Source organism: Streptomyces sp. PTL18, from assembly GCF_059510295.1.
In genome coordinates this window covers 154,809-168,122 of sequence record NZ_JCAJZO010000013.1, presented here as the reverse complement: position 1 = coordinate 168,122, position 13,314 = coordinate 154,809, and the positions used below count along the sequence as shown (strand labels likewise).

General features: G+C 70.1%; 11 protein-coding genes. All 11 read left to right on the top strand.

Translation table 11 applies throughout. The features are described from left to right. Positions 1 to 22: 22 nt before the first annotated feature. The 11 genes from uvrC (at position 23) to AC5WS8_RS24115 (ending at position 13,252) form a co-directional block, all read left to right on the top strand. A complete protein-coding gene (gene uvrC / locus AC5WS8_RS24165; RefSeq protein ID WP_496105537.1) occupies positions 23 to 2,197 on the top strand; it encodes an excinuclease ABC subunit UvrC in 2,175 nt (724 codons plus the stop codon). Continuing rightward, positions 2,097 to 3,080, top strand: a complete 984-nt coding sequence (gene rapZ / locus AC5WS8_RS24160; RefSeq protein ID WP_496105577.1) for an RNase adapter RapZ — start codon at positions 2,097 to 2,099, stop codon at positions 3,078 to 3,080. The genes uvrC and rapZ overlap by 101 nt, the downstream gene beginning before the upstream one ends. Further along, positions 3,077 to 4,120, top strand: coding sequence for a gluconeogenesis factor YvcK family protein (locus AC5WS8_RS24155; protein ID WP_496105536.1), 1,044 nt, complete (start codon positions 3,077 to 3,079; stop codon positions 4,118 to 4,120). The genes rapZ and AC5WS8_RS24155 overlap by 4 nt, the downstream gene beginning before the upstream one ends. Then, positions 4,111 to 5,100, top strand: coding sequence for a DNA-binding protein WhiA (gene whiA / locus AC5WS8_RS24150; RefSeq protein ID WP_234515156.1), 990 nt, complete (start codon positions 4,111 to 4,113; stop codon positions 5,098 to 5,100). Before AC5WS8_RS24155 ends, whiA begins: the two co-directional genes overlap by 10 nt. A 150-nt stretch (positions 5,101 to 5,250) precedes the next feature. Beyond that, positions 5,251 to 8,205, top strand: a complete 2,955-nt coding sequence (locus AC5WS8_RS24145; protein ID WP_496105535.1) for a M14 family metallopeptidase — start codon at positions 5,251 to 5,253, stop codon at positions 8,203 to 8,205. A gap of 225 nt (positions 8,206 to 8,430) precedes the next feature. After that, positions 8,431 to 9,438, top strand: a complete 1,008-nt coding sequence (gene gap, locus AC5WS8_RS24140) for a type I glyceraldehyde-3-phosphate dehydrogenase (protein ID WP_496105534.1) — start codon at positions 8,431 to 8,433, stop codon at positions 9,436 to 9,438. 176 nt (positions 9,439 to 9,614) lie between these two features. Continuing rightward, positions 9,615 to 10,826: a phosphoglycerate kinase gene (locus AC5WS8_RS24135; protein ID WP_496105533.1), complete on the top strand. Its 1,212-nt coding sequence runs from the start codon at positions 9,615 to 9,617 to the stop codon at positions 10,824 to 10,826. Positions 10,827 to 10,865: 39 nt separating this feature from the next. Beyond that, complete coding sequence (gene tpiA / locus AC5WS8_RS24130) at positions 10,866 to 11,621, top strand: triose-phosphate isomerase (RefSeq protein WP_496105576.1); 756 nt, start codon at positions 10,866 to 10,868, stop codon at positions 11,619 to 11,621. A gap of 98 nt (positions 11,622 to 11,719) precedes the next feature. After that, positions 11,720 to 11,956, top strand: a complete 237-nt coding sequence (gene secG, locus AC5WS8_RS24125; protein ID WP_103844742.1) for a preprotein translocase subunit SecG — start codon at positions 11,720 to 11,722, stop codon at positions 11,954 to 11,956. Positions 11,957 to 12,178: 222 nt separating this feature from the next. Continuing rightward, the gene (locus AC5WS8_RS24120; protein ID WP_003957010.1) at positions 12,179 to 12,514 is read left to right on the top strand and encodes an RNA polymerase-binding protein RbpA; all 336 of its coding nucleotides are present in this window, start codon (positions 12,179 to 12,181) and stop codon (positions 12,512 to 12,514) included. A 231-nt stretch (positions 12,515 to 12,745) separates the two neighbouring features. Then, the gene (locus AC5WS8_RS24115) at positions 12,746 to 13,252 is read left to right on the top strand and encodes an MFS transporter (protein ID WP_496105532.1); all 507 of its coding nucleotides are present in this window, start codon (positions 12,746 to 12,748) and stop codon (positions 13,250 to 13,252) included. Positions 13,253 to 13,314 lie beyond the last annotated feature (62 nt).

Below are 13,314 nucleotides of genomic sequence, written 5' to 3'. Positions count from 1 at the left end.
CCCCGCCAGTAGGGTGTGAGACATGGCCGACCCCTCCAGCTACCGACCCAAGCCAGGAGAGATCCCGGACTCTCCCGGGGTCTACAGGTTCCGTGACGAGCACCGCCGGGTGATCTACGTCGGAAAGGCGAAAAGCCTGCGTCAGCGCCTGGCGAACTACTTCCAGGACCTGGCGAACCTCCACCCGCGCACCCGCACCATGGTCACCACGGCCGCGTCCGTGGAGTGGACCGTGGTGTCCACGGAGGTCGAGGCCCTGCAGCTGGAGTACACCTGGATCAAGGAGTTCGACCCCCGGTTCAACGTCAAGTACCGCGACGACAAGAGCTACCCGTACCTCGCGGTGACGATGAACGAGGAGTTCCCGCGCGTGCAGGTGATGCGCGGCCAGAAGCGCAAGGGCGTCCGGTACTTCGGGCCCTACTCGCACGCCTGGGCGATCCGCGACACGGTGGACCTGCTGCTGCGCGTCTTCCCCGTGCGCACCTGCTCGGCCGGCGTCTTCAAGAACGCGTCCCGCACCGGCCGCCCCTGCCTGCTCGGCTACATCGGCAAGTGCTCCGCGCCCTGTGTCGGCCGGATCCCGTCCGATGACCACCGTGAACTGGCCGAGGAGTTCTGCGACTTCATGGCAGGTCGCACGGGGACGTACCTCCGTCGTCTGGAGAAGCAGATGATGGTGGCGGCCGAGGAGATGGAGTACGAGCGGGCCGCCCGACTGCGCGACGACATAGAGGCCCTGAAGAAGGCCATGGAGAAGAACGCGGTCGTGCTCACGGACGCGACCGACGCCGACCTCGTCGCGGTCGCCGAGGACGAGCTGGAAGCAGCGGTGCAGATCTTCCATGTGCGCGGCGGACGGGTGCGCGGTCAGCGCGGCTGGGTCACCGACAAGGTCGAGGAGGTCACCACCGGCGCCCTCGTCGAGCACGCCCTCCAGCAGCTCTACGGCGACGAGACGGGCGACTCGGTGCCCAAGGAGGTCCTCGTCCCGGCGCTGCCGGACCCCATAGAGCCCGTCCAGGACTGGCTCACCGGCCGCCGCGGGGCGAACGTGTCGCTGCGCATCCCACAGCGCGGCGACAAGAAGGCGCTGATGGAGACCGTGCAGCGCAACGCCCAGCAGGCGCTCGCACTGCACAAGACCAAACGGGCCTCCGACCTGACCACCCGCTCGCGCGCCCTGGAGGAGATCGCCGAGGCCCTCGACCTGGACAGCGCCCCCCTCAGGATCGAGTGCTACGACATCTCACACCTGCAGGGCGAGGACGTGGTGGCGTCCATGGTCGTCTTCGAGGACGGGCTGCAGCGCAAGAGCGAGTACCGCCGCTTCCAGATAAAGGGCTTCGCGGGTCAGGACGACGTGCGGTCCATGCACGAGGTGATCACCCGTCGCTTCCGCCGCTACCTCGCCGAGAAGGAGAAGACGGGGGAGTGGGCGGACGGAGAAGCGCTCACGGAGGACGACGGGCGCCCCAGGCGGTTCGCCTACCCGCCGCAGCTCGTCGTCGTCGACGGCGGGCAGCCGCAGGTCGCCGCCGCCCAGCGGGCCCTGGACGAGCTCGGCATCGACGACATCGCCGTGTGCGGCCTCGCCAAGCGCCTGGAGGAGGTGTGGCTGCCGGACGAGGAGGACCCGGTGGTCCTGCCCCGCACCAGCGAGGGCCTTTACCTGCTCCAGCGGGTCCGGGACGAGGCGCACCGGTTCGCGATCACCTACCAGCGCAGCAAGCGGACCAAACGCCTCAGGGCGAGCCCGCTGGACGACGTGCCGGGCCTCGGTGAGACCCGCAAGCAGGCGCTGGTCAAGCACTTCGGCTCGGTGAAGAGACTGCGTTCCGCGACAGTCGACCAGATTCAGGAGGTTCCCGGCATCGGCCGCAAGACGGCCGAGACCATCGCCGTGGCCCTCGCCCAGGCGGCTCCGGCCGTGCCCGCCGTGAACACGGCGACTGGAGAGATCATGGAAGAGGAGGAACCCGGGACGACGGCGGGTTCCCCCGGGGAACCCGTGTCCACGGGCGCCCCGCCCGAGCGACGGGGCAGGAGACATGACCGAGCACGAGCACGACCAGCACGCGGAAGAACGACCGGCGCTGAACCGGCCGGATCGCCCGGATCGCAGGGAGTCGGGCGACGACCAGGGGCGGCAGCAGGCCGCCCAGGACAACGGAGCACAGGTGAGTACGGGCAGTGAAACAGGCGGGATCCCGGAGACGGCCATCCCGGAGCTGGTGATCATCTCCGGCATGTCCGGCGCCGGCCGTTCGACGGCCGCGAAGTGTCTGGAGGACCTCGGCTGGTTCGTCGTCGACAACCTGCCGCCCGCGCTGATCCCCACCATGGTGGAACTGGGTGCCCGCTCGCAGGGCAACGTCGCGAGGATCGCGGTCGTCGTCGACGTCCGGGGCCGCCGCTTCTTCGACAACCTCCGGGAGTCCCTGGCCGACCTGGAGGCGAAGAACGTCACCCGGAGGATCGTCTTCCTGGAGTCCTCCGACGAGGCACTGGTGCGCCGGTTCGAGTCCGTGCGCCGCCCGCACCCCCTCCAGGGCGACGGCCGCATCGTCGACGGCATCGCCGCCGAGCGGGAGCTGCTGCGCGAGCTGCGCGGCGACGCCGATCTGGTGATCGACACCTCCAGCCTGAACGTGCACGAGCTGCGCGCCAAGATGGACGCCCAGTTCGCCGGCGAGGAGGAGCCCGAGCTGAGGGCCACCGTCATGTCCTTCGGCTTCAAGTACGGCCTCCCGGTCGACGCCGACCTCGTCGCCGACATGCGCTTCCTGCCCAACCCGCACTGGGTCCCGGAGCTGCGTCCCTACACCGGCCTCAACGAGGAGGTGGCCGCCTACGTCTTCAACCAGCCCGGCGCCAAGGAGTTCCTCGACCGCTACGCCGAGCTGCTGCGCCTCATCGCGGCCGGGTACCGCCGTGAGGGCAAGCGCTACGTGACCATCGCCATCGGCTGCACCGGCGGCAAGCACCGCTCCGTCGCCATGTCGGAGAAGCTCGCCGCCCGCCTGGCCGCCGAGGGAGTCGAGACCGTGGTCGTGCACCGGGACATGGGGCGCGAGTGAGCGGACGTACTCCGCGGCTGAGCAGGCTGCGCCGAGTGGTGCCCGAGGGTCGCGGCGGCCGGGCGCGCCGCCGGGGCACCCAGCCCAAGGTGGTCGCCCTGGGAGGCGGCATGGGCCTGTCCGCCTCGCTCGCCGCGCTGCGCCGGATCACCGGCGACCTCACCGCCGTCGTCACCGTCGCCGACGACGGCGGCTCCAGCGGACGGCTGCGCGACGAGCTGGGCGTGCTCCCGCCCGGCGACCTGCGCAAGGCGCTGGCCGCGCTGTGCGGCGACGACGACTGGGGCCAGACCTGGGCCCGCGTCATCCAGCACCGCTTCCAGTCCCGGGGCGACCTGCACGAGCACGCGGTCGGCAATCTGCTGATCGTGGCCCTGTGGGAGCAGCTCGGCGACCACGTCAAGGCGCTGGACCTGGTCGGCAAGCTGCTGGGCGCCCATGGCCGGGTGCTGCCCATGTCCGCCGTGCCGCTGGAACTCCAGGCACTGGTCAGGGGCCACGACCCGGAGCGCCCGGAGGAGATCGACACCGTGCGGGGGCAGGCGACCGTCGCGCTCACCCCCGGCGAGGTCCAGTCCGTGCACCTGGTACCGAACGACCCGCCCGCCGTCCCGGAGGCCGTCGAAGCGGTGCTGGACGCCGACTGGGTGGTACTCGGGCCCGGGTCCTGGTTCTCCTCGGTGATCCCGCATCTGCTCGTGCCCGAGCTCCTGGACGCCCTCATCGAGACGAAGGCGCGCCGGGTCCTCTCCCTGAACCTCGCCCCCCAGCCCGGAGAGACCGAGGGCTTCTCCCCGCAGCGTCATTTGGAGGTTTTGGGACGACACGCCCCTAAACTCGCCCTGGATGTGGTGCTGGCCGACCAGGCCGCCGTGCCCGACCGCGCCTTGCTGACCGAGGCCGCCCAGCGGTTCGGTGCCGCGGTCGAGCTGGCCCCGGTGGCCCGGACCGACGGAACCCCGCGGCACGACCCGGAGCTGTTGGCCGCCGCGTACGACCGTATTTTTCGGATGCATGGAAGGATCGGCCCATGGCGATGACGGCAGCGGTGAAGGACGAGATCTCCCGGCTCCCCGTCACCCGGACCTGCTGCAGAAAGGCGGAGGTCTCGGCGATCCTTCGGTTCGCGGGCGGACTGCACCTGGTCAGCGGCCGCATCGTGATCGAGGCGGAGCTGGACACAGCGATGGCGGCACGGCGGCTCAAGCGGGACATCCTGGAGATTTTCGGCCACAGTTCCGAGCTGATCGTGATGGCGCCCGGCGGTCTGCGCCGCGGCTCCCGCTATGTGGTGCGGGTGGTCGCAGGCGGTGACCAGCTCGCCCGTCAGACCGGCCTCGTGGACGGCCGGGGCCGCCCGATCCGCGGCCTGCCCCCACAGGTGGTCTCCGGGGCCACCTGCGACGCGGAGGCGGCCTGGCGCGGCGCCTTCCTGGCGCACGGCTCGCTGACCGAGCCCGGCCGTTCGTCGTCCCTGGAGGTCACCTGCCCCGGCCCGGAGGCCGCGCTCGCCCTGGTGGGCGCCGCCCGGCGGCTGTCGATCGCCGCCAAGGCCCGCGAGGTGCGGGGTGTGGACCGGGTGGTCGTACGGGACGGCGATGCCATCGGCGCCCTGCTCACCCGTCTCGGCGCGCACGAGTCCGTGCTGGCGTGGGAGGAGCGGCGGATGCGCCGTGAGGTCCGCGCCACGGCCAACCGCCTCGCCAACTTCGACGACGCCAACCTGCGCCGTTCGGCCCGCGCGGCGGTCGCCGCCGGCGCACGGGTGGCACGCGCCCTGGAGATCCTCGGCGAGGAGGTCCCCGAGCACCTCGCGGCTGCGGGCCGGCTGCGCATGGAGCACAAGCAGGCCTCGCTGGAGGAGCTCGGCGCCCTCGCCGACCCGCCGCTGACCAAGGACGCGGTCGCGGGCCGTATCCGCCGGCTGCTGGCGATGGCCGACAAGCGCGCGGCGGACCTCGGCATCCCGGGCACGGAGTCCAATCTCACGGAGGAGATGGCGGACAACCTGGCGGGGTGACCTTCGTCGGTCAACGGGCCGGTGTCGGCGCCCACTTGGGGTCCCGACACCGGCCTTTTGCCGTCCTTGAGGCGCCCTTGACTCGATCATGGATTGTCATGAACCTGGCACAAGTTTCGCCGTCGTGGCGAACCATCCCCAGGGGGATCCATGAGACACAGAGCGAGATCGACCCTCGCTGTCGGCGCACTCCTGCTCGGCGGAGCGGGCCTCGCACCCATCGCCCAGGCGCAGAGCGGGACATCCTCCACACCCGACCCGGAGGAGGTCGGGGTCTTCCGCGCCGAGGTGACCCGGAAGCAGATACCGCTGCTGCTCGACGCGGGCCAGGACGGTCGCGAACTCGGCGAGCAGGTGACCGGCAGCGGCCGGAGCACCGTCGAGGTCTACCTCACCGGCCGGCAGGCCGGGAAGCTGAGGAAGCAGGGCGTCCGGCTCACCGAACACACGCTGTCGGCGAAGGCCGAGACGCGCGTCGAGAACGCCGCCCAGGGCGTGTTCCGTCCGTACAGCGGAAGCGGGGGGCTGAAGGAAGAGATCGTCAGAACGGGCCAGGCCCACCCCGATCTCACCAAGGTCGTCTCCATCGGCAGGACGATCAACGGCCAGGACATCCTCGCGCTCAAACTGACCAGGAACGCGAGGAAGTCCCGCGACGGCTCCAAGCCCTCCGCGCTGTACATGTCCAACCAGCACGCACGGGAGTGGATCACTCCGGAGATGACGCGCCGGCTGATGCACTACTACCTGGACCGCTACACCACGGACAGGCGCATCAAGAAGATCGTCGACTCCACCGAGCTGTGGTTCGTCCTCTCGGCCAACCCGGACGGCTACGACTACACGTTCAAGAGCCCCGACACCCGTCTGTGGCGCAAGAACCTGCGCGACAACGACCACGACGGCCTCATCGGCGTCGGTGACGGCGTCGACCTCAACCGCAACTTCGCCTACAAGTGGGGCTACGACGACGAGGGTTCGTCCCCCCTGCCGACCAGCGAGACCTACCGCGGCGCGAGCCCCGAGTCCGAACCCGAGACCAGGGCGCTCGACGGCTTCGAGAAACGCATCCGATTCAGGTACGGCGTCAACTACCACTCCGCGGCCGAACTGCTCCTCTACGGCGTCGGCTGGCAGGTGGCGACCCCCACCCCCGACGACGTCCTCTACAAGGCGCTCGCCGGCACCCCGGACAAGCCCGCCATCCCGGGCTACCGCTCGCAGGTGTCCTCGGAGCTCTACACCACCAACGGCGAGGCGGACGGCCATGCGTCGAACGTCAACGGCATGGCGATGTTCACCCCCGAGATGTCGACCTGCCAGACCGCGTCGAACCTCGACCCGAACGACGCCTGGCACGCGTCCGACTGCCAGTCGGTCTTCAACTTCCCCGACGACGAGAAGCTGATCCAGCAGGAGTTCGAGAAGAACGTCCCGTTCGCGCTCTCCGTCGCCGAGACCGCCTCCCACCCCGACCGGCCGTCCTCCTCGGTCGGCATCGACGCACCCGACTTCACCCCGGCGACGTTCTCCACCTCCTACGCACGCGGCGCCGACCAGCAGATCTCCGTCGTCGTACGGAAGTCCGTGCGCCACAAGGAGCTGAAGTACCGCGTCAACGGCGGCCGCGTCGAGAGCCGGGCGCTCAAGCCGTGGAAGGGCGGCAAGACCTACGGCGGCGACGACAACCTGTACTTCGACGAGTACCGGGCCAAGGTCCGAGGCGGCGACCCGGGCGACAAGGTCGAGGTCTGGTTCACCGGCGAGACCCGCAGCGGCCGGAAGACGGCCGGCAGGCACTTCACCTACACCGTGGCCGAGCGGCCCGAGGCGGACGTCCTGGTCGTCGCCGAGGAGGGCGCCAAGGCCACCCGGGCACAGGCGTACATCGACGCCCTGCGGACAGCGGGCCGCAAGGCGATCGTCTGGGACGTCGCCGGCCAGGGCGTGCCCGACGCGCTCGGCGTGCTCCACCACTTCAAGGCGGTCGTCCACTACACGGGCGCGAGTGTCCCGGGCAACGCCACCCAGCTCCAGTTGCGTGCCTTCCTCAACGAGGGCGGCAAGCTGATCGAGGCGGGGGAGCAGGCGGGCGGCACCGTCGACCTCGGCGGCGGCAACCTCTCGGACGACTTCAGCCAGTACTACCTCGGCGCCTACTCGCGAACGGCGGCGCCGGGGGTCACCGGATTCGCCGGCTCCGGCAAGCTCGGCGGCCTCACCGCGGCGCTCGGCGACGCCCCCGGCAACCCGCTCGACAAGGCCGGGGCGTACGGCGTCACCTCCGAGGAACTGCCCGCGGACAAGTACCCGCAGTTCGCCGGCGCGGGAGCGGGACTGTTCACCGGGGCGGCCAACCCGTACCAGCCCTACGCGGGGTCGTACATGGCCGCGGCCGCCCACACCGACAACGCCTACAAGCGACTCACCCGCACCATCGACCTCACCAAGGTGAGCGCGGCCGACACACCCGCCCTGCGCACCCGGCTCCTGTGGGACACCGAACGGGGGTACGACCACGCCGTGGTCGAGGTGCACACCGTCGGGGCCGACGACTGGACCACGCTGCCGGAGGCCGGCGGCGCCACGAGCGACGCCGTGCCGGCGGACTGCGAGGCCGGGTTCCTGGTGGGCGAGCACCCCTGGCTCAAGCACTACCTGACCATGGCGCCGGGCGGCTGCGGCGCGAAGGGCACCACCGGTACGTGGCACAGCCTCACGGGCGCCTCGGGCGGGTGGCGGCAGGTGAGCTTCGACCTGAGCGCATACGCGGGGAAGACGGTCGAGATCTCGCTGAGTTACATCACCGACCCGGGCAGCGGCGGCCACGGCGTCCTCGCGGACGAGGCCTCGCTCGTCGTCGGGGGCACGGCCGTCGAGACGGAGGGCTTCGAGACGTCGCTCGGGGCCTGGCACGTGACCGGACCGCCCGCGGGCAGCCCGGGCGCCCTCAAGGACTGGGCGCGCACCGGAACGCTGTTCAGCACCTACGGAGCGGTCACCACGGACCGCACCGTGCTGCTCGGCTTCGGCCTGGAGCACATCACCTCCACGGCCGGCCGGACGGCTCTGATGGGCAAGGCGCTCCACGCGCTCGGCCTCTGACGGCAGGTGGTCAACGGCAGTTGGTCCCATGTCACCGGAACGAGTGGGCGGGCCCTGCTGCCGGGGCGGTCCGTACCCCTACTGGCGGGTACGGACCGCCCTGCCGTGTATGGGGCATCTCGATGTCACTCCGGCGGCCTCAGGGAGGTAGGGTCGTAGGCGGTCGGGGACATCCCATACAGCTCGCCGGCGTCGAACCCGGCGTACCAACGAGGAGATCGGTTCGTGACGATCCGCGTAGGCATCAACGGCTTTGGCCGCATCGGTCGTAACTACTTCCGCGCGCTGCTGGAGCAGGGTGCAGACATCGAGATCGTGGCTGTCAACGACCTGGGTGACACCGCGACCACCGCTCACCTGCTGAAGTACGACACCATCCTCGGCCGCCTCAAGGAGGAGGTGTCCCACACCGAGGACACCATCACCGTCGGCGGCAGGACCATCAAGGTCCTGTCCGAGCGCAACCCCGCCGACATCCCCTGGGGTGATCTGGGTGTCGACATCGTCATCGAGTCGACCGGCATCTTCACCAAGAAGGAAGACGCCGAGAAGCACATCGCCGGTGGCGCCAAGAAGGTCATCATCTCGGCTCCGGCCAAGAACGAGGACGTCACCATCGTGATGGGCGTCAACCAGGACAAGTACGACCCTGCGAACCACCACGTCATCTCCAACGCCTCCTGCACCACCAACTGTGTGGCGCCCATGGCGAAGGTCCTGGACGAGAACTTCGGCATCGTCAAGGGTCTGATGACCACGGTGCACGCGTACACGAACGACCAGCGCATCCTGGACTTCCCCCACAAGGACCTGCGCCGCGCCCGTGCCGCCGCCGAGAACATCATCCCGACCACCACCGGCGCCGCCAAGGCCACCGCCCTGGTCCTGCCGCAGCTCAAGGGCAAGCTGGACGGTATCGCCATGCGCGTCCCGGTCCCGACCGGCTCGGTCACCGACCTGGTCGTCGAGCTCGGCCGCGAGGTCACCAAGGAAGAGATCAACGCCGCCTTCCAGAAGGCCGCCGAGGGCGAGCTGAAGGGCATCCTCGAGTACACCGAGGACGAGATCGTCTCCTCCGACATCGTCAACGCCCCGGCGTCCTGCACCTTCGACTCCTCCCTGACCATGGTCCAGGAGGGCAGGAGCGTGAAGGTCATCGGTTGGTACGACAACGAGTGGGGCTACTCCAACCGCCTTGTCGACCTGACGGTCTTCGTCGGCAACCAGCTCTGATCGCTTCAAGCAGGCATCTCATGCGGTAGCAGGGCTCGGGCAGCGCACGGTCGCGCCGCCCGAGCCCTGACGCACGTGCGGCGAGCCCCGGCGCGCCCACGGACCGATCGGCCGGATCGGGCGTCCGGATCGATCAGCCCTCGTACGATCAAGAGCTTTCCCCAGGAGTCCGACCCATGAAGACGATCGACGAACTTCTCTCCTCAGGCGTGGACGACAAGCGGGTCTTCGTCCGCGCCGACCTCAACGTGCCGCTCGCCGACGGCCTGATCACCGACGACGGCCGCATCCGCGCCGTCCTGCCCACCGTCAAGGCCCTCGCCGAGGCGGGCGCCAAGGTGGTCGTCGCCTCGCACCTGGGCCGCCCCAAGGGCGCCCCGGACCCGGCCTTCTCCCTGCTGCCCGCCGCCGAGCGCCTCGGTGAACTCCTCGGCGCCCCCGTGGCGTTCGCCCAGGACACCGTCGGCCCCGCCGCCCGGGACGCGGTCGACGGCCTCCAGCCGGGACAGGTGGCGGTCATCGAGAACCTGCGCTTCAACCCCGGCGAGACGTCCAAGGACGACGCCGAGCGCGGCGAGTTCGCGGACCGGCTGGCGGCCCTCGCCGATGTGTACGTGAGCGACGGCTTCGGCGCGGTCCACCGCAAGCACGCCTCCGTCTACGACCTCCCGGCCCGGCTGCCGCACTACGCCGGCTACCTCATCGCCACCGAGGTCGGCGTCCTGAAGAAGCTCACCGAGGACGTCCAGCGGCCCTATGTGGTCGCTCTCGGCGGCGCCAAGGTCTCCGACAAGCTGGCCGTCATCGACCAACTGCTCGGCAAGGCCGACCGGCTCCTCATCGGCGGCGGCATGGCGTACACCTTCCTCAAGGCCAAGGGGTACGAGGTCGGCAAGTCGCTGCTGCAGGAGGACCAGGTCCCGGCCGTCGTCGAGTACATCGAGCGCGCCGAGAAGACCGGCGTCGAGCTGGTCCTGCCGGTCGACGCGCTGGTCTCGCCCGACTTCCCGGACCTGAAGACCAAGGCTCCGGCCAACCCCACCGCCGTCGCCGCGGACGCGATCCCGGCCGACCAGGAGGGTCTGGACATCGGTCCTCAGACCCGCAAGCTGTACGCCTCGAAGCTCGCCGACGCGGCCACCGTCTTCTGGAACGGCCCGATGGGCGTCTTCGAGCACCCCGACTTCGCCGAGGGCACCAAGGCGGTCGCCCAGGCCCTCGTCGAGTCCCCGGGCTTCACCGTGGTCGGCGGCGGCGACTCCGCCGCAGCCGTCCGCATCCTGGGATTCGACGAGTCGGCATTCGGACACATCTCGACCGGCGGCGGCGCCTCCCTCGAGTACCTCGAGGGCAAGACGCTCCCCGGCCTCGCCGCACTGGAGGACTGAACCTTGGCAGCATCGATTTCTTCTGGACGCACGCCGCTGATGGCGGGGAACTGGAAGATGAACCTCAACCACCTCGAGGCCATCGCCCACGTCCAGAAGCTCGCCTTCGCCCTGGCGGACAAGGACCACGAGGCCGTCGAGGTCGCCGTCCTGCCGCCCTTCACCGACCTGCGCTCGGTGCAGACCCTGGTCGACGGGGACAAGCTCAAGATCAAGTACGGAGCCCAGGACCTCTCGGCGCACGACTCCGGCGCCTACACCGGCGAGATCTCGGGCTCCATGCTGGCCAAGCTGAAGTGCACCTACGTGGTGATCGGCCACTCCGAGCGCCGGCAGTACCACCGGGAGACCGACGAGCTGGTGAACGCCAAGGTCAAGGCCGCTTTCAAGCACGGCCTGACCCCGATCCTGTGCGTCGGTGAGGAGCTGGAGGTCCGCGATGCGGGCGAGCACGTCACCCACACGCTCGCCCAGGTCGACGGCGGTCTGAAGGACATCCCGGCCGAGCAGGTCGAGACCGTCGTGATCGCCTACGAGCCCGTCTGGGCGATCGGCACCGGCAAGGTCTGCGGCTCCGACGACGCGCAGGAGGTCTGCGCGGCGATCCGCGGCAAGATCGCCGAGCTGTACTCCCAGGAGGTGGCCGACAAGGTGCGCATCCAGTACGGCGGCTCGGTGAAGTCCGGCAACGTCGCCGAGATCATGGCAAAGCCGGACATCGACGGCGCGCTGGTCGGCGGCGCCTCGCTCGACGCAGACGAGTTCGTCAAGATCGTCCGCTTCCGCGACCAGTAAGTGCTTCCAGAGGGCGATCCGTCGTACTCTTGCGGGGGCAAGGTGGTCAGCCACCCTGCCCCCGTCGTCCATCCGAATCCGAGGAAGTTGGTCCAGCCGTGGTTTTGGGGTTCTCGATCGCCCTGATCGTCTTCAGCCTGCTGCTGATGCTGCTGGTGCTGATGCACAAGGGGAAGGGCGGCGGCCTCTCCGACATGTTCGGTGGTGGCATGCAGTCCTCCGTCGGTGGCTCGTCGGTCGCCGAGCGCAACCTCGACCGGATCACCATCGTGATCGGTCTGCTCTGGCTCGCCTGCATCGTGGTGCTCGGCATCCTGATGAAGACCAACCACTAGCGCCGGCCGGCGTCGGCGGACCGTATAAAACGCACATAAAGCACGTAACGCCCCATGTTCGGTGCGGGTCTTCGGACCCGGCCTATCATGGGGCGTGCGTCTGGGGGCGGGGCGGTAACTCCCATCACTGGACGCGCGTTGGGCCTTACGTAGACTGAGGCGCTCGCAGTGAAGCGAAACGCCGACTCGCTTCGCGGCACCATCACGCAGGGAGTTACGACCGTGGCAAGTGGCAACGCGATCCGAGGTAGCCGGGTCGGGGCGGGGCCGATGGGCGAGGCCGAGCGCGGCGAGTCCGCGCCGCGTCTGCGCATCTCCTTCTGGTGCTCCAACGGGCACGAGACACAGCCGAGCTTCGCCAGCGACGCGCAGGTCCCCGACACCTGGGACTGCCCCCGCTGCGGCTTTCCGGCCGGGCAGGACCGGGACAACCCGCCGGACCCGCCGCGCACCGAGCCGTACAAGACGCATCTCGCGTATGTGCGGGAGCGGCGCAGCGACGCGGACGGCGAGGCGATCCTCGCCGAGGCGCTCGCCAAACTGCGGGGCGAGATCTAGGAGTTGGATCGGCCGGGTGCCTGCGGCACCTGGCCGGTGCGCGTTCGGTGCCGCGGTCCCGCGTACCGCCGCTGCGGCCCCGGCACGGGCCGCGGGTCGGCGCCTCATGCGGCCGGGGCGGTTCCGCACGGGCTGCGGGCCGAGGAGCCGGGCGGCCTGTTTCCGCAGCTCAGCCCGATTGTCAGTGGTGCCCTCTACGGTTTGTGCATCGGCGAATCGTGAGGGGGGACGATGGCGACGATCGAGGTGGCGGGCACCGTACGGCAACCCGCGTGGCGTGACGGGTCCGGGCGGTTGTGGGCCGCTGCCGTGGTCTCCCGGTCCGGGGACGCGCTGCGGACGACCGCGCTGCCCGTGCTCGCCGTGCGGTTGACGCACGAACCGCTCGCGGCGGCCTCGGTCACCGTCTGTGGCCATGTCCCGTGGCTGCTGGTCGGGCTGCTCGGCGGGGCCGTGGCCGACCGGGTGGAGCGGCGCCGGGCGATGTGGGCCGTCGACGCCGTGCGCGGACTGATCGTCGGGGCCTTCACGCTCGCCGTGGGGCTAGGGCACACCCCGGTCCTGCCGCTGGTCCTCGCCTTCGCGCTCACGGCCCTCCAGACCCCTCTTCGGCAACACCTCCACGGCCCCGCTGCCTCCCTGGTCCACCGCGAGGCCCTGGGCAGCGCCAACGCCCGGCTCATACCGGACAGCGGCTCGCGGGCGGCCTGCGCTCGCCGTCACCTCGTTGACACGTGAGCGCAAGGCGGACGTATCTGATGTTGCCCCCCCAGGACGGTGTGACAACAGGTCAGGCCCCG